This window comes from Anatilimnocola aggregata (assembly GCF_007747655.1).
Taxonomy (GTDB): domain Bacteria; phylum Planctomycetota; class Planctomycetia; order Pirellulales; family Pirellulaceae; genus Anatilimnocola; species Anatilimnocola aggregata.
In genome coordinates, this window is record NZ_CP036274.1 from 1,863,482 (window position 1) to 1,882,549 (window position 19,068).

General features: G+C 58.1%; 8 protein-coding genes. 5 read left to right on the forward strand and 3 right to left on the reverse strand.

The features are described from left to right. Positions 1-262 precede the first annotated feature (262 nt). Positions 263-10,969 (forward strand): beta strand repeat-containing protein, encoded by a 10,707-nt coding sequence (locus ETAA8_RS07305; protein WP_145086997.1) that lies wholly within the window; start codon positions 263-265, stop codon positions 10,967-10,969. A 91-nt stretch (positions 10,970-11,060) separates the two neighbouring features. Here ETAA8_RS07305 and dcd read toward each other — a convergent pair whose 3' ends face one another. From dcd to ETAA8_RS07320, 3 genes are all read right to left on the reverse strand, one after another. Continuing rightward, positions 11,061-11,639: a dCTP deaminase gene (gene dcd / locus ETAA8_RS07310; protein ID WP_145086999.1), complete on the reverse strand. Its 579-nt coding sequence runs from the start codon at positions 11,637-11,639 to the stop codon at positions 11,061-11,063. A 108-nt stretch (positions 11,640-11,747) separates the two neighbouring features. After that, positions 11,748-13,457: an MFS transporter gene (locus ETAA8_RS07315; protein WP_202921641.1), complete on the reverse strand. Its 1,710-nt coding sequence runs from the start codon at positions 13,455-13,457 to the stop codon at positions 11,748-11,750. A gap of 74 nt (positions 13,458-13,531) precedes the next feature. Further along, positions 13,532-14,104, reverse strand: coding sequence for a 3'-5' exonuclease (locus tag ETAA8_RS07320; RefSeq protein ID WP_145087002.1), 573 nt, complete (start codon positions 14,102-14,104; stop codon positions 13,532-13,534). A 79-nt stretch (positions 14,105-14,183) separates the two neighbouring features. On the opposite strand from ETAA8_RS07320, the gene ETAA8_RS07325 reads away from it, so the two are divergent. From ETAA8_RS07325 to ETAA8_RS07340, 4 genes are all read left to right on the forward strand, one after another. Continuing rightward, the gene (locus tag ETAA8_RS07325) at positions 14,184-15,542 is read left to right on the forward strand and encodes a dihydroorotase (protein WP_145087005.1); all 1,359 of its coding nucleotides are present in this window, start codon (positions 14,184-14,186) and stop codon (positions 15,540-15,542) included. A gap of 372 nt (positions 15,543-15,914) precedes the next feature. Beyond that, on the forward strand, positions 15,915-16,880 hold the full coding sequence (epsC, locus tag ETAA8_RS07330) for a serine O-acetyltransferase EpsC (protein WP_145087008.1): 966 nt from the start codon (positions 15,915-15,917) through the stop codon (positions 16,878-16,880). Positions 16,881-17,178: 298 nt separating this feature from the next. Then, entirely contained in the window at positions 17,179-17,400 is a 222-nt protein-coding gene (locus tag ETAA8_RS07335; protein WP_145087011.1) for a hypothetical protein, read from the forward strand. A 245-nt stretch (positions 17,401-17,645) separates the two neighbouring features. Further along, a complete protein-coding gene (locus ETAA8_RS07340; RefSeq protein ID WP_145087014.1) occupies positions 17,646-18,785 on the forward strand; it encodes a cysteine desulfurase family protein in 1,140 nt (379 codons plus the stop codon). Positions 18,786-19,068: the final 283 nt, after the last annotated feature.

Below are 19,068 nucleotides of genomic sequence, written 5' to 3' on the forward strand. Positions count from 1 at the left end.
ACGTTAAAAGCGAATTCTTCGCTAAGATTTACCGCAATTGCCGCAATCTGACTGGCAATTATTCAGTTCGCGGATAACCTGCCATCTGCCGCAAAGTGCCCACCTCTCCCGGGTTGCTGAGTGGCGAGTTTTTGCGCCGTCCCACCAATCGGCGTTGGCTCGTCACGTCTCCACAGCTTCGTCCGCCGGCCTCGAGGAAGCATCTGCGCGCCACCAGCTTCCACGAAACATCGGGATTCTCATCCTGTAGCGGGGTTCTTCCATGGCGTCGGACTTAAGTGTTGCTCGTTCGTTGATTGGTCGCAAAGTTCGCAGCGGATCCACTCAAACCAAGCTCGCGGCCCGCACCAAACAACGTCGGTTATTTCTCGAAGCGCTCGAAGACCGCCGCGTGATGGCGACTGTCGGTGAAGATCAGATCTTTCAGTTTAATGGCAGCGAGTTGGGCCTCGGTAGTGTCGTTGCCGACTTTCGCGATGACTACCAAACCCCAACTCCCAAGGCGAACTGGAGCTATCAGTGGAACAGCGGTGGCGCGATTGGCACTGCGGCGAACTATGCCAACATGGTCTTCGGCACTTCCAATTACAACAACGACGATGGGATCCCGGGGTTACCGGGTACTGCCCCAGGTAGCTTCGTTTCCATCAACGCGAATGGTGGTCACCCTGGTCTCGGTACTAACCAGGCAACCGGTGGCAACAACCTGAACCGCTATGCCATTACTTCCTTTACGGTACCGACTTCCGGCCCGTATTCAATCACCAACAGCTTTGTCAATCGAAACAATGGGGTCAACGAACTTGATGTTCGCGTTTACGTAAACGATTCGCTCAAATCATTTGCCGAACAAACCACGGTTAATCAGCCATTCAACCAAAGTCTCGGCATGCTCAATGTAGGCGATAAAGTCTACGTGGCAGTTGGACCTGACGGTAATGACGGCAACGATAGTTTTGCGCTCGACTATACCCTCTATGGTAGCGCTCAAATTACGAGCGTAGCCGCCTTGAGTTCCCTGGGAGCAGCGGTATCGGTAGCTGGAGGAGTGGTCACCTACAACCCAACAGCGGCTGCGAATTTACAAGCTCTGCACATTGGTGACTCGGCGGCTGATTCGGTCTCGGTCGACTATGTACTCCCCAACGGTACGACGGGCACGGCCATTGTGCCAATCACGGTTCTGGGCGCCGATCCCACGGTTCTCGCCGACTCGGCCGCGACCCTCGCGAACACGGTGCTTAGCTTCGATGTACTCACCAACGATACCTTTACGAATCGCTTAATTGCCGATTATCGCGACGATTTTCAGGGCCCGACACCTAAGTCAGGTTGGGCCTACAAGTGGAATTCAACAACCACGATCGGCACAACTTCTGGCTACGCAAATTTAATTTGGACCGGCACTGGTGCGTACGACATTGATGGCATCCCAGGCACCCCTACAGCTGGCCCGGGGCAATACACCTACTTTACCGCCACGGGTGTGCATCCGGGCATTGGCTATTCCACGCAGACTGCCACGAACTTCGACCGCTATGCCATTGCCGAATTTACGGTTCCGGCAAGCGGAACTTATTCGATTACCGATAGTTTGTTCCAGCATGACGACCCCGCTGGAACTGGGGTTGCGGTTCGTGTCTATGTCAGCACCAGCGCGACACCTCTTTTCAGTACCAATGTGTCGCAGGCGACAGGATCGGCAACATTCAATACCGCACTAGGAACGCTCGCTGCTGGCACGAAGGTTTACGTTGCCATTGGTCCCGACACTAGTCACAACAACGACCGCAGTTTCATCGATTTCTCCATTCGGGCGAGTTCCACTCCCACCCTCACTGCGGTTGACACTCTGAGCACCTACGGCGCTGCGCTCGCGCTCGATGGGGCAAACAACGTCTCGTACAATCCCACGAACTCGCTAAAGGCCAAGGCCCTCGTCGCTGGCCAGACCCTGGTCGATACGTTTACCTACAACATTACTGAAGCGGGTGTCGGCACCGCCACTGGCACTGCGTCCGTCACGCTGACAGGTGTGGGTGCCTTCGAAGTCGATTTGAACGCCGTCGGCGCGCCCGGTAACGATCTGGCTGCCGATGAAATCACCTTGCGACTGAGTGCCGACGGGCTGATGCGGCAAATTTACATCAACGACGTTTTGCTGAACGAAGTGCCGGTCAGCGATACCAGCCCACTGACGATTGCAGGCTCTAGCGACGACGATACGCTGACCATCGACATGAACAATGGTAATCCGATTCCTACGAGTGGGATTTCGTTTGACGGCGGAGTTGGCGGCAACGATTCAATGGTGGTGACAGGCGGCAGCACAACGACAGTCACACACACGTTTAATAACGCCAGTGATGGGCGCATTGTGCTGGCCGGACCGATTGCCGGCACCATCAACTACAGCGGCCTGGAGCCAGTCGATCAGGACATCTCAACTGAATTTGCGGAGTTCATCTTTCTCGGCGCTGCTGAAACCATCACGGTCACCGATGAAACGGCCAACGATGGGCAAATGCGAATCGATTCTGATCTCTTCGGTGAATTGACTGACTTTAATATCCCGTCGGCGCGACTAACGATTCGCACGAGCACCGGCGCCGCAGGAGCAGACACACTCACTTTCGACTCGGTCGATGCTCAATTTCGCGCTTCGATAGAAATGTTCACCGATAACAACGATATCGTGAATTTGAATGCGCCCCTGACGCTGGGCAACACTATCGCTGAAGGCAACGTCATCGTTGCTGCCGCCAGCCTCGTCAATCTGAATGCCAACATCAATACGGATGCTGGCACCGCAACCGGTGGCGGTGATATCCAAATCTCTGCGCCCGTTGCGCTCGCGGCCAACGTGACGCTGGATACCGACCGCCCAACGGGCACCGATGGAACAATCTCCTTTGGGGCAACCGCGAATCTCGGCAGCAACGAACTGACACTAAATGCTGGTACGGCCAATTACACGATGTCAACGGTCATTAGTGGCACAGGCTCGCTCCGTAAGCTTGGTAGTGGCACGTTGACATTGAATGGTTCAAGTGCCAACACACTCTCTGGCACGACGGTGGTGAATGCGGGAATTCTGCATCTCGCGAAGACTTCTGGCAACGCAATTGGCGGTGACCTAACCATTGCTACGTCTGGCAAGGTTACATTTGGTGCGAGCAATCAAATTGTCGACACTGCGACCGTGAGCATGAGCGGTTCGGGAAGTGTTCTAAATGGCAATGCGATCAATGGTGGTCAGTTTAATGTGACTGAAACAATCGCTAACTTGACCATTACCGGTGGCGCATTTAATCCTGCTTCGGATGGTGTATGGACAATCACCGGCACAGGCAGTTTCACCGGTGGCGCAGGAAACACGATCTTTGTCGGTAACAGCGGAACTCGCCTAAGCTTCGGCACTTTGCAGATCAAGGATATGTTAGCGGTGGCGGGGTCAACCGTAACGACCGCGAACAGCTTTACGCTTTACGGCAACAATTCCACGCGGCAATCGACGATCACCGTTGGTGCTGGTGGTCTGATCCTTGATGGATCTAGCCTGAATATTCGGTTGGGCTCTAGTGCGAACACCAAAGGAAGTCGCCTGATCGTCAATGGTGGCATCTCGACCACGGGGTCAACTGCGTCATTCATTTCTGAGGACACAGCGGGCGGCACCCTCGGCGCGATCGCCGTTGAGTTGAGCAATTCCGTCGGTGCCGTTACACGCAACTTTACTATCGCCGGTGGCGGTGCCAATCTAACGGTTGGCGTGCCTATCACCAACGGTATGGCGACCCCAGGGGGGATTACGAAAATTGGTACTGGCAATCTGACCTTAGCCCGTACTAACACTTACTCCGGACTGACCACGATCACCGAGGGTATTTTGCATGTCGGCAGCGCCGGTACAACGGGCACGCTGGGTTCGGGAGCGGTGGTGAACGACGCCACGCTGGCGTTCAATCGCACCGATACGCACCTTGTGAGCAATAACATCTCGGGCAGTGGTTCACTGAACCAAGCTGGTTCGGGCACAATTGTGCTGACGGGTGCAAACACTTATGGCGCGACCAACATTACTGCTGGCACCTTGCAGGTGGGCAATGCCGGCACTGTTGGCACGCTGGGTACGGGCGATGTCTCCAATGCCGGTACACTCGCGTTCAATCGCAGCGATGCCATCACCATCGGCAACAATATCACCGGCGCGGGCATTATCAATCAAATCGGCGCAGGCACGACCGAACTCACTGGAACGAACTCCGCTAACACCACCAACGTCACTGCTGGTCGCCTGAATGTGAACGGCGAACTAACCAGTACGGTCGTCGTTAGTGGCAGCGGTGTGCTGGGCGGCAACGGCACAATCATCGGAAGTGTCTCCAGCACGGGCTCGGCTGCCCAGGTCAATCCTGGCAACAGCCCGGGCACACTTACCGTCACCGGCAACTACTCAGCCAACTCGACCTTTGAGATCAACGACGACTACCTCACTCCTGGAGTTGGCGGCGACTACGACCAGATCATCGTGAACGGGGCCGCCAATACGATCAATCTAGCTGCTGCCTTGGTGACCTTCGTCAGTGCCGGTGGTGGCACAGCTCCCGCATTGCCTAATCTTATTACGCTCATTGAGAACAATACTTCGAACCCCATCACACCATTCTCGAATCTGGCGCAAGGGTCTGTTGTTACGCTCGGCACTGGTGGTGCTGCCCGCAGCTTTATTGCCTCGTACACCGGAGGCGATGGCAATGACCTGGTGCTATTCAATGCGACAGTGCCGAACAACATCATCTATATCGACGACAGCTTCGTGGGTACTGTTGGCCAGCCCGTGAACGATGCCGACAAAGGCACGATCGGTGATGAAGTCGCCATCCTCGGTGGCAATGCCTTTACGACCTTTGCTGCCGCTCAGTTGGCCCATCCTTCGTTTGGCGGCACCTTTATCGTCAACGATGGCAACTACAACGAAGCGGTTGTTCTAGCCAATACTCAGATTTTGGAAGTGACCGGTCCAGATGCGCCGCAGACGGTTGTCATCGCCTCTTTGGCGGTCGCTGGAACTCAATCCATCACAATCGAAGGAACTTCGAATCTGACCATTGGCAACGCCTCAACCACGGAAATCGCTGGCGTCATCAGCGGCAGCGGAAGTCTGACCAAGCAGGGTGCCGGCACTGTTACGTTGGGTGCCGCCAATACGTATTCGGGCGTTACAAGCATCACCCAGGGTGTGCTCCTGGTGAATGGTTCGTTGTCGAATTCGACGGATGTGGCCGTTTCTGCCGGCGCAACTTATCAACTTGGTGCCAGCGATACGATTGACGGGCTCACCGGTGCGGGCACTGTGACATTAGGTGGAAACACGCTCACCGTGGGCGGCAACAATGAAGCTACGCCCAGTTTTGGTGGCGCAATCGGTGGCACCGGCGGCCTAACAAAGATCGGTTCCGGCAATCAAACGCTGAGCGGCCCCAATAGCTACACCGGCGCAACCACGATTAGCACGGGGACTCTCTCCGTAACCGGCTCACTCTCGAATTTGACAGACGTAAGCGTGGCTAGCCTGGCGACCTACAGCGTGGAAGGTACGGACACAATCAATGCCCTCACGGGCACGGGTACGGTTTCGCTCGGAGCAGGGTTCACACTTACCGTGGGTGGCGCCAACCAAGTAACGTCTTGGTCATTCGGTGGCCTCATCACCGGTTCGGGTTCGTTTAGTAAGACAGGGGCCGGAACGCAGATCCTTACTAGCGCCAATGACTACACAGGTTCGACAACAGTTGGTGCGGGTATCCTAAGAATTTCCAATGCGACAGCACTCGGAGGGATTGGTGCGGCATCCGGAACAACTGTTTCCAATGGTGCCCGTCTGGAACTTGCGGGTGGCATCACGGTCAACGGTGAAGCTCTTACAATCTCTGGCAGTGGCACCAACAATATCGGTGCTCTTCAGAGCGAGTCTGGCGCGAATACCTGGGCTGGAACCGTTTTGCTTGGTGCCGATTCAACCCGCATTGGTGCCAATGGCTCGGGCGATATCTTAACCATTTCAGGAGTGATCGATGATGGAACAAGCTCCTTTACGCTGGCAATTCGCAACGCAGATGCCGGTGGTACTGTCGTTCTCAGTGGCGTGAATACTTATGGTGGCAACACAGATGTCGTTGTGGGTCTGGTTCAAATTGCTGGTGGCAACGATCGCCTTCCAGTCGGTACAGCCTTGCGTGTCGGCAACGCCGCGAACGTTTCAGCTGCACGGTTCGATCTGAACGGTTTCAACCAAACGGTGGGAGGGTTGGTCTCGGTCGGAACCACGATGGCAAAGACCCTGGATAATTCCGGGGCTAGCGCGACGTTGACGGTGAACAATTCCAGTGCCAACACTTATCTTGGCAGAATTGTTGGCAATCTAAGTCTGACAAAGATTGGAAGCGGCGAGCTTGTGTTGGCGGGAAATACAGCCAACGGCGCGAATACCGCGACGGGGCTCACCACAGTTTCGGCTGGCACGCTGACGCTAAGTAAGCCAGCTGGTGTCGATGCGATTGCGGGCAATATCCTAATCAACGGCGGCACGTTGCAACTGGCAGCTACCGATCAAATTATCAACACCTCGGCCATTTCCCTCAGCAGCGGTAACCTGAATTTTTACTCAGGATTTACGGCATACAACGAAACGTTTGCCAGTCTCGCCATGACGGGTGGGAACCTCAATACGGCTCCAGCATCGAATGCAAATGACGTAACCGTAACTGGTTTGGCTTCTGTTTCTGCTGGCAACTTTACGATCAACAGCGGCACTCACTTTAGTGCAAATAGCCTCACATTCACTGGCGGCACGAACACGGTTTGGTCCAATAGCACGATTCGCGAAAGTCGCCTCATAGTCGGTGCGGGTGGGCTATCGATGACAGGTTCTACACTCACCCTCCTGCAAGGGACTGCAGCGGGCGCACTGGGGAGCCGACTGTTGCTCAACGGCGATGTTACGACGCTGGCTTCAGCGGTGTCGGCCAGCATCGTCCAAGATGTCGTTGGCGCACCGACAGCGCTTCCGCATATCAATTTGGGTGGTGTGAATAGAACTTTTACAGTGGCTGATGGTGCAGCAGCCGTCGACCTGATCCTGGGAGTTGTAATCGAGAACGGCTCGCTCATCAAATCCGGAGCTGGCACGCAATTACTGAGCAATTCCAACACTTACACCGGCACGACTCAGGTTAACGCAGGTACGTTGCAATTGCAGGGTGGAACGGCAATCCTCGATACGGCTGGTGTGGTGACTGTCGCGGCAGGAGCAACGCTTGAGTTGCTGGCGGACGAGACGGTGTCGTCGTTTGTGGGAATTGATGACCCTGCGAATGAAACTGATGGTTTGTTGGCGCTCGGCGCGAATCGATTGACGACCACGGGCGATGCCACGATCGCGAACGTTTCCGCCTCAGCCGGTGCCCGAATCGTTGCACAAGGCGCGATCATCGATGGCGATCTCGACAACAACATCACCGGCCCGAACATCTTCCTGCAAGCAGCCACTGGCATCGGTTCGAGCGGTGCCAATGGTGCGATTGAAACTGCGGTCAGCAACATTCAGTTGTTCAACTCCACCAGCGGGGCGATCAGTGTGCTCAACAGCAACATGGGCGCGTTGCTTACGGTGAGCGATCTGCACCTGCTGGGCTTTGGTGCCAACAACGACGGCGGCAGCACCACCATCGTCAATAGCAGTCCGCTGACGATTGCCTCTGACAGCATCTCGCTGGGGGATGTGGTTTTCACCGCGTCGGATTCGGCGGCGGTGGGTGATAACCTGACGGTGAACAGCGGGGTTACGGTGCAATCGACGGGTGGTAGTGTGACGCTCAATGCGGGTGACGATGCGTTGTTGGATGGAGATGTGACGGCGGCGACGCAGGTGACGGTGAATGTGGATGCGGGAGATGGGGAGTCGAATGGAGTCGGAGAAGTTGCGCCGGGAAGCGGTGGGACGGTGACGATCAATGGTGTGATCACCGTCAATGGCGGCACTGGCACGACGTTCTTAAACGGCGGGGACGACTATGACACGTTCGACTTCGATCCGCAGACAACGACCTCGTTCAGTGTGAACGGCAACGCGCCGCACGGCACGGCCGACGGCGATCGCCTGGTGATCACGGTCCCGGCACTCACCGTGCAAACGGTCAGCGACGTGGGGAGCGGCGGCTTCTCGTTCGCGCCGACCGCCAATCCGGCGCTCGACCCGGTGACCTACGTCAGCATCGAAGAGCAGGACGTGACCGGCGGTCCGCTGAACCTGCTGATTGATCTCACGCCGGTCTATAACGGGGTCAACAATCAACTCACGATGCAGCGGGTCGGAGCCGACCTGGTGATCAATCGCCTGGGGACGGGCCCGGTCACCGGCAACTTCTACACCGGCACCCTGGCCACGATCAACTCGCTGGAGATTCGCGGCGGCGGGCAGAACGACTCGGTCGAAGTGTTCGACACCGGCACGGGCCTGCCCGACTTCGTCGGCACGGTGCCTGGGGTAACGAATAATCCAAACGTGGTGGGGACGCCGGAGTTCTTGTTCACCGGCGGTGCAGGCACCGATGTGCTGACGTTCAACCTGGGATTGGCCAGCACCGCCCAGGTGTACGGCATCGGCAGTGGCTCGGGAACTGCTGCGAACGACGGCGAGATCAGCACGACCAATCCGGCGAACACGCTGATCACCTACTTCACCAGCGTCAGCGAAGTGAATCGGGCGGGCTTCAATGCCACGGCCGATGGGCTGCAGATCTTGGGCGACCTGTCAGGCAACACGATCAACACGACCGATAACGGTGGTGGTGAGACCCGCGTCCAGCCGACCGGTTACACGCCGTTCGACTTCAGCGGCGATAACTTCAGCAGCTTCGAAGTCTACGGCCTGCGGGGCAGCGACACGCTGACGCTGACCAGCTTCGGCAGCGGTCAGACGAATAACCCGACCATCGTGCTCGACGGCAGCAATCCGACCGGCTTCGGTGGTCCAACGGACGACGGCCTCGCCGACACGCTCCGCGTCCTCAGCACCAGTTCGAACACCGGACTGGTCACGCTGCTGGGTGGTCTGGGCAGCGATCAGTTCTTCCTCGCGGGTCCGGGCCTGACGGTCGACGACATTGCCGGCCCGGTGGTGGTCGACGGGGAAGACAACAACCTGGCGGGCAATAACGATCAGTTGTTCATCGACGACAGTGGCGACACGACCGCTGACCCGAACGTGCTGATTGCTGCAGCCGGCGGGATGAATGCGGACTATGCGGTGACGGGAATCAACGCCAGCGGAGTCACGTTCCGCAACATCGACAGCTTCGATTACACGGGCACGGAGCAGGGGGACACGATCGACGGCCGGTTCACCCCGACCAACGTGCCGCACGACCTGAACACGGTGGCCCTGCGTGGTTTCGACGGCGACGATCAGTTCCTCCTCTTCACGTCGAACCAATGGGGCGGGGTCACCCCGGTGACGGAACTGCCATTCACCCGCGTGGCCAGCGGCGTGGGGACGATCAGTCTGTACGGCAACGATGGTGAAGATATCTTCGGCGAAACTCCGGCCCCGGTCATCGGGAACACGGGAGCCATGCACGTGGGCCTAGCCGTCCCCGCCACGACGCGGCTGATTCGTCCGACCACGGCCGCGACTGCGGGGGGAAGCACCATCTTCATCGACGGTGGCGATCCGGTACCGGCGCTCAATCAGGCCGGCGATACGGTCGGCGATGTGCTGAACCTGGATGTCACGGACGTGCCGAAGAACACGGCGATGATCGTGGGAGCCGGTTCGTCGGGGAACGTCCTCAGCGCCAACACGGCCCCCTTCAGTTGGGTCAGCATCGAAGACCTCAACCTGGTCGACAACGGCAAGCTGACGGGCGTGCAGATCGGCGACGTGTTCGGCCGCGGGACCACGGGGAACGACCTGATGCAGATCTCGGCCAATGCCACGGCCGCGCTTCCGCATCAGGTGCGGGTGCGCATCGGCGGCGCGATCATGAACTACAACGTGCCGGGCAAGGCCGTGCTGTACGGCGGCAACGGAGTCGACACGATGTCGCAGACCACGGCCAAGATCCCGGCCGTGTTCTATGGCGAAGCGGGCAACGATTCGCTGGCGGGGGGCTCGAACAACGACTGGCTGGTGGGTGGCGACGGGAACGACCAGATCACGGGTGGCGAAGGCCAGAACGTGATCTGGGGAGATAACGCGCCAACGAATCCGGGCGACCCGACCCCGCAAGACTTCCAAGGCCTGAACGACGGTAACGACACGATCAGTTCGGGCAACGGAGCCGACGTGATCTATGCCGGTGGTGGCCACGACGTGGTGAACTCCGGTGGGGGCAACGACTACATCCATGCCGGGGCTGGTAACGACAGCGTCGATGCCGGAGCCGGAGACGACCGGGTGTATGGCTACAGCGGCAACGATACGCTGCAAGGCAACAGCGGCAACGACCTGCTGTCGGGCGGCGACGGTAACGATTGGCTACTGGGTCACTCGGGGAACAACGTGCTGATCGGCGGCACGGGGAGCGACACGCTCTCGGGTGGGGACGGCAACGACCTGCTGATCACCGGTGGGCTGGGCGGTGAAGAGAACAGCACCTGGACTTCGGCTCCCAACACGATGACCTATGCGGCGAACACCTACAGCGACCCAATGGATAACGATGCAGCCCTGCTCGCACTCCTGACGGCCTGGCAGCTGAACTCCAACGCCGCTGCACCACCGCCCGAAGTGCTTGCCCTGCTCCCCATCATCGCGCCCGACGGCTCGGACGACGACGCCTGGGGCGGCAACGGCAGCGACCTCTTCAGCTGGGACGCCGCCGACATGGCCGACGAATCCCTCACCGCCCCCGGCCCCAACGACTTCAACAACCCCGCCACAGGACCAGACGTCCGACTGATCTAAACCAGCGACACAAAAAAACAGCTTGAGCAGAAGTGAAACTTCTGCTCAAGCTACGGCTGGTCTTTGGAAAGTCTTGTAGGAGAGGTAGGGCTTAGCTCGCGCCGTCCTTTTCGAAGCTGAGCGTTAGTTGCGGATCGCGACGATCGCTTTGGGGATTCAGTTCCTTGTAGAGAAGGCTCGGCTGAATATCGCGATTGTGCTGGTACTTATCGCTACAATACTCAGTGATGCTGCCGGTAATCTGATGATAGAAGATCTGGCAGATCGGCACGCCGGGATAGATACGAATCGGCTGGACGGCGAACATTTCGAGGGTCCAATAGCCAGCAAAGCCTACGTCCCCAAAGCCGGCAGTCACATGCACAAACAGGCCAAGCCGACCGATCGAAGAGCGGCCTTCAATCATCGGAACGAAATTGTGCGTTTCGGTTCGCTCGACGGTCCTGGCCAGATAGAGCTTTTGCGGCGCGAGAACCAGACCTTCAGGAGGAATTCGCATGCGCCGCGTACGATTGGGCTGAGCCATATCGAGCACGACTTCCTCGTACGTGATTAACTCATCGTGCAGCGTCAGATTATAGCTGTTGGGATTGAGCCGCTCCGGTTCGAAGGGCTCGATGCAAATATCTTTGCCCAAGCGTTTGCGAATCTCTTCACCGGAAAGGATCATGATTCACCCATAGCGGCTGCGGTGGTTGCGGGCGCGTCATTGTAGCCTGCGAACTTCATTCCGGAGAGACGACGTCCAATTTTTCGTGGGCTCATCGGCAAGCTACGACTAATCCGGCAGTGGTTGGCCCTTCGTTTCGGGCGCGAACCAGATAATGACCATGCCAAGCACATAGACCAGGCTGATCGTGGAGCAGGCGAGTGCGTGACCGTGGGGAATCACCAGGCTGCCGAGCATCACGTCGGTATCGAACAGCTTCAAAAGATTGCCGACCTGCAACACACCAATAGCGGCGAGGATGCGGCCAAAGTTAAAGCTGAATCCCTGGCCGGTTGCCCGGACATTCGTGCTGAAAAGTTCAGGCAAGTAAAGTGGCAACCAGCCATAGAACGAGGCGGTACAAGTGCCCGCAATAAAGGCCCAAATCAATAGAGGAGTGCCGTAACTCGTATTGAGCAAATAGAGCCCCCACACCGACAGCAAAGAGGTCAAGCAGAGCAGGAAGAAAGCGGTGCGCCGACCGAGCCAATCACCCATGAAGGCCGCGGCCAACGTACCAATGATCGCCCCGACAGAGAGCCAAATCAGCGTGTACTCGCGAGCTCGCAACTTGGGACGTTGGAGCGAGGCCGCTTCTTCTGTTTTTCCCTCGGCAACGAGCTGTTGCTTGGTCTTGTTGAAATCGGCTTCGGTCAACTTATCGGCCCAACTGGGGGCCTGTTGCGTCGAACCCCAAGTCCCGAGCAGCGCGACGCCGCTGAGCGTGGCACCCAGCAACATTCGCTGCATCGTGCCGGCCCAGGGTGCCGAAGTTCCGGCGGAGTGAATTGCATGCCGCTGGAAGTAGCGAACCACGGGATAGGTGTAACCAACAAGCGCGATGGCGAGCCCCAAGATCGTGCCGACGATTCGCAGCACATTGCCATGTTCGAACAGGACGGTTTCGGTACCGGGTTGATAGGTACGATCGAAGGCCCAGAGATAGACGATCATAAATGGGCCGATGAGCCCAATCAGCACGCCGAACAAATCTTGCGATGCCCAGTGTGAAGTCGTTCCCTTTTCCTGCTCGTGTTCCCACTTTTCCGACTCTGGCACAAAGACGCGAATGAGAAACGTCAGCAGGGCTGGCAACGTGCCCGCGATCATCATCAGCCGCCAACCGTCGTTACGTACGAGCATCGTGACGGTGCTGGCGGGCAAGCCGATGCTGAGCATAGTTTCTTCCATCCCCTGGATCACGCCGAGCAGGCCAAGACCCAAAAAGCCAACGAGCAGATAGCCCACGTTTGCGGCGGCACCAATCAAACCTGCCATGAAAGCCCGCGATTTGTTAGGCCAAACTTCCATCACCAGCGCGACACCCAGCGACCACTCGCCACCCATGCCGAGTGCGGCGATGAATCGCAACACGCCGACTTGCCAGGCTTCGCCAGCGAAGCCGCAAAGTCCGGTAAATAAGGCGTAAGTGAGCACGCTGAGGGTCATCGCGCGGACGCGGCCAATGCGATCGCCAAGCCAACCGAATACAACGCCGCCCGTCGCTGCGCCCACGAGAAACGATGCGATGATGACGTTGAACCAAAGCCCAACTGTTTGCTCGTTGGCTGTGGGCATCAGGTCCATCACCGCTTTGCGGCCGACGAGGCTGAAAATGCCCATCTCGGCCCCGTCAAACATCCAGCCTAACAACGCGGCGGTCAGCGCCATCCAGCGGCCGTGGGCGTTGTCCTTGGGTGGGTCCGTCGGCGCGGGCGAAATCACTTGGGGAGATTTGTGCTTGGCTTCGGAGGCGGGGCGGGTAGTCACATTGGCCATGATGGGCCGTTCCTCAAACAGGCAATTCGGGGAGAGCGGGGAAGCCGCGATTGTAGCCCGCGAGGCCCACCGCGTCACGCGACCAAAGTGCCGCCGAGCCGAAACTTCTGCAGCAAATGGCAGAAAATCCCGGCAATGTTCCAGGCATCGTCGTGCCCCCGGTGATGCGTCCCTTCCAGCGGCAAGCCAATTCGCTCGCAAGCTTCATCGAGCCCCATTTCGCCGTTGTCGCCATAGGCGACGGCAAAGAGCGTCTTGATATTGAGGTGCCCGACACCGAACGGATAAGGAACGGTAAGTTCCTTGCAGACTCGTTCGAACTGCCGGCGGTCGTAGTCCCCCCAACTGGCCCACAATCGATCGGGCGAACGATACTCTTTTTTCAAAATGCCGACCGCATCGGCCAAAGTGCCAGCCGCGCGAAAGTGCTCGTCGGTGAGCGTGGTCAACTTCGTACAGAACTCACTGATCTTGCTACGAATTGGTTTGATGAGAAGACTCCGCTTTTCTAATCGCGCGAGCTTTTTCACATCGACGGGGCAAAGACCAACTTCGATAATCTCGCTGATTTGCCCCGCGGGTGGATAGCCTTGCCAACAGGTGGATTCGATATCGACGACAAGAACTTGATCGAAGAGTTTGGCCATGAACGAATTCTAGCGACGAACGAGCAACTCGTCCCGAGGCGTAGCAGCATTCACCCGTATTCCGCTACATTTGAGCGCTATGAAAATGCTCATTCGTCATGCTCAGGTGGTGTTACCGACGGAAACCATCGCTACGTCGGTGCTCGTGGAAAATGGCAAGATCGCAGCTGTCGATGCGGCGATTCACACGCAGGCCGATGAAATTATCGATGCTGCCGGCCTGCATCTCATTCCCGGCGTGGTGGACGACCAGGTTCATTTCCGCGAACCCGGGCTGACGCATAAAGAGGATCTCACCACGGCCACCCGCGCCTGTGCCAAGGGAGGCGTTACTACCTTTCTGGAGATGCCGAATACCAATCCCACCACCACCTCCGTCGCGGCGCTACACGACAAGTTGGCGCTCGCGGCCAACAAATGTTTGGTGAACTACGGTTTCTATATTGGCGCGACCACCAGCAATGTCAGCGAATTGAAGGCAGCCAGGCGAACGCCGGGGATCAAGATCTTCATCGGCTCTAGTACCGGCAATATGCTGGTCGATGAACAGGCGGCGCTCGAAGCGATCTTTGCCGAGACATCGCTCCCCATCTGCGCCCACTGCGAAGACGAAACAACCGTGCGCGCCAACAGCGCCAAGTTCGCCGACACGCACGACGTGGCCGATCACAGCCGCATTCGCGACCATCAAGCAGCGGTGATTGCCACGCGCCGCGCAATCGAGCTGGCTCATCGGCACGGGCATCGGTTTCATGTGCTGCATGTTTCAACGGCAGACGAAGTACCGCTGCTCGTCGACCATCGCGGGCTGATTACGGCCGAAGTCTGCCCGCATCATTTGTTTTTTAATGTCGACGACTATGCCCGCCTCGGCACACTCGTGCAAATGAATCCCTCGCTCAAGACATCGGCCGATTGCCGTGGCTTGTGGCAAGCACTGCAAGACGGGCTGATTCAGGTTATCGCCACCGATCATGCCCCGCATACGCTGGAAGAGAAGAAGCTTCCCTATTCGCCCGGCCACGGCGGCAGTCCATCGGGATTACCCGCGGTCGAGAACAGCCTGGCGCTGCTGCTGAATCAGGTAAATCAAGGCCGTTGCACGTTGCAGCAGGTCGTTCACTGGATGTGCGATGCCCCGGCTCGCGTTTGGGACATTATGAACAAAGGACGGATTGAGCCCGGTTACGATGCCGACCTGGTGCTGGTCGATTTGAACAAGACTGCCACTATTCGCAACGAAGAACAAGAAACCAAGAATCGCTGGAGCCCTTGGCACGGCGAAACACTCACCGGATGGCCCGTTCGCACTTGGGTCATGGGGCAGGAGGTTTTTCGCGCTGATAGCAGTGGTTCCCGGATCAATTCACAAGTCCGCGGACAGGAAGCCACCTTCGACCACGCCCGGGGCGGATACTGGTCAACAACATCACCGTAGGCGAGTCATTCCATGACTCGCGGACTCAGTCACGGAGTGACTGAGTAACAAGAAGAGGCTACGAGGCTGGACCACCTTTGCCTCAACTTCCGGTGGGGCGGTGGTCGACAGTAATTCCAGATGCCTTGATTCTCGCGATTGTGCCACCTACTATTTCCCGAGAGTCGGCATTCCCGCCCGCAAAGTTTGCCTCACTGTTCGCGTCAACCACTTTGGATGCCTACCATGCCTGCTTGCGTCCTTCTGCTGGCCCATCACTTCGAGCAGTGTACCGGCTGATCAATCACGCTCCCTGAATCAGGCGAGCCCGTTGATCACCGCCGTCGCACTTTTCTCGTTTCTGCTGGTGACGCCCTCTTGCTGGAGCTGAGTATGGCTTCCGACTTTCGGCTGAAGGAACAACTCCCTCGCCTGACCGACCGCATCGTGGCCACTTATAAATGCGCCGGTGCGGTCCATTATTTGGGCCATTGCCCGCTCCCCAACTACGACGAGATCATCGAGTGCGTGGCGGATCTGAAAGACATTCTCTATCCCGGTTATCGTCGCCGCGAAGGTTTGCACATTGGCAACGTGACCTATCACGTCGGTGACATCATCGATGGCTTGCACGACAAGCTCACGCGGCAAATTGCCCGCGCCCTGCAGCACGATGACCGCGTCAACGGCGGCAATACCTGCGATCCAGAGACCGACTACGAAGCCAAGGGCCAGGCGATGGCGATTGCGTTTCTCGAACGCATTCCCTACCTGCGCGAAATCCTCGGCACCGATGCCCGCGCGGCCTACGATGGAGATCCCGCCTGCCGCAGCATCGACGAAGTCGTGTTTTGCTATCCGGGGCTTGAAGCGATCACCGTCCATCGCATCGCGCACGAAATGCGCAAGCTGGGTGTGCCATTCATTCCACGCATGATGAGCGAGTGGTCGCACAAGCAGACCGGCATCGATATTCACCCGGGTGCGATTATCGGCCATCACTTCTTCATCGATCACGGCACCGGTGTCGTCGTTGGTGAAACGTGCGAGATCGGCAACAACGTCAAGCTTTACCAAGGCGTGACGCTCGGTGCCCTCAGCTTTGCCACCGATGACGACGGCAACCTGGTCCGCGGCCACAAGCGGCATCCCACGCTGGAAGATGGCGTGGTGATCTATGCGAACGCCACGGTTCTCGGCGGTCGCACGGTCGTCGGGCATCACTCGGTCATCGGTTCCAGCGTCTGGCTGACGCATAGTGTCGAGCCGCATACGACAGTCGTCATGGAAAAGCCGAAGCTCCGGATTCGCGCGGAAGTGCCCGACGAACTGAAGCCGGAACTGAACTACCAAATCTGAGCGTGGCAACCCGAGGCGTTGACGTCGTGTTGCCAAATATCAACGCCTGTTGTCTTTTGGCAACGTCTCTTGGCAACATCGCGCTTCAGGTTTGAAACATCGGTTCACTCAGGCAGCACTCGGCGGTTGAAAAAAACAGCCGAAACCCGCCGTCTTTTCAGGGCTTACGCTTTCGCCCCGGCAGATTAGCCTTCTGTCGCCAGCGATTGGTACGAAGTGTGCATTACGGGAGTGCTGTCTCGTGTTGCCTCCGCGCCGCACCCCGGACAAACTTCCTAGACAGAGAACAGGTGGGCTCATGGTTTGGTTGAAGAAGCAGTTTGGTAAACGTTCGGATCGCCGCGGCGTGTTGACCCTCGAATGGATTCTGCTCGTCACGGTGCTCGTGATTGGTGTGATTGGTGGCCTGGGGGCCGTCCGCAACGCGACCGTCGCCGAGCTTGGCGACCTGGCCGAAGCCATCGAAGCTCTGAATGTGAAGACTCAAGCAGAACAAGCAGAGGAACTCACCGAACCGTAGATCGCACTTGCAAAACATCCTTGGGAACACGCCACCGCTTGCGAATGCCCGAATGTGCGAGCGGCTAATCGTTGGACCTGCCACAGGAACGGAAAGCAAGCAAAACCAGGTTTGGACTTCGCCCAGTCCGCCCTGGCGTCTGCCCTTGGGGCCTCTTAAGCTGAGATGGTTCGCCACTCAGCTTAAGGGGCCCAGCTTTTTTTGGTGCCTCACATTTCGAAGCCCAGCGTTTCAGACTTAGCGGCATGCGGCACCTCTATCTCGATTACAACTCCACCACGCCGATTGCTCCTAGCGTGCAGGAGTCGATGCTCCCCTTTTTGGCCGAGCACTTTGGCGATCCCGCTAACAACCACTCGACGGGTCGCGCCTGTCGCGAAGCGGTTGCCGATGCTCGTGGCCAACTGGCCCATCTGCTCGGTGCCGATGCCGAAGAAATCGTCTTCACCAGCGGCGGCACCGAAAGCAACAATCTGGCCCTCCTCGGCACGATGCTGCGCCATCAACCAGGGGCCGGCGGCCACCTGATCATCTCGGCCATCGAGCACGACAGCGTCGCCGAGCCAGCTAAGTTTCTCGAACGTCTCGGGTACGATGTCACCGTGGTTGGCGTCACGGGCCAAGGGGTCGTGCAACCCTCGGCCATCCAGGCTGCCCTGCGCGACGACACCGTGCTCGCCAGCATCATGCACGCCAATCACGAGACGGGCGTCATTCAACCCCTGCGGCAAATTGCCGAGTTCTGTCACGCGCGGAACGTACTGCTGCATACCGATGCTTCGCAAAGCGTCGGCAAGATTCGCACCTTCGTCGACGAACTCGATGTCGACCTGCTCACCGTTGCCGGGCACAAGGTCTATGCCCCCAAAGGCATCGGCGCTCTCTTCGTTCGCCGCGGCGTTCCGCTCGAACCTCTCCTGCGCGGCAGCGGACAAGAGCGAGGCTTGCGGGGCGGTATCGAAAACACGCCAGCCATCGTCGGACTCGGTCGGGCTGCGATGCTCGCCGCGCGTGCGCTCGAAGAATCCCCCGATCGCCTGGAACAACTGCGCGATCAACTCTTCAGTCTGTTGCAAGCGGCAATTGGCGACGAATTGATCCTGCACGGGCAACTGGCCACTCGCCTCCCCAATACGCTCAGTTTGAGTTTTCCCGGCGTCGCCGCGCACGAGTTACTCGCGCGCGTACCGGAACTATGCGCTCACACTTGTGGTGGTTCCCACACCGATGCCCGGGCCAACTCGCCCACCCTGGCCGCGATGGGAATCGATCCCCAAACGGCTCGCCAAACGCTCCGCCTCAGCCTGGGTTGGTACACCGCGCCAGAAGACATCTCCCGCGCTGCCAATTTGCTGCTCGGCGCCTGGGAATCGCTGCGGGAATAAACATCTCGTCTCCCGACATTGCGCCTGATTGTTCGGCCTCTTTTAGCTGGCCTCTTATTGCACAGGGGTTTATCAACACCCCCCTTTTGCGGACATCGTCGTCAACCCGTTTTGCAGCAACGAATTGCGCCCAAATTTCCAATCCTGAAATCATCCTATCTGTTGATAAACCTCACCAGTGCAACTTCCTGCGATTGGCTCCTTGCCCGCCAAGCCAAGAAATAATTCGCCGCTTCGCGCGGACTGTATCCGCGCGAGCCCACGCGTTCCTTTCACCGTGTTG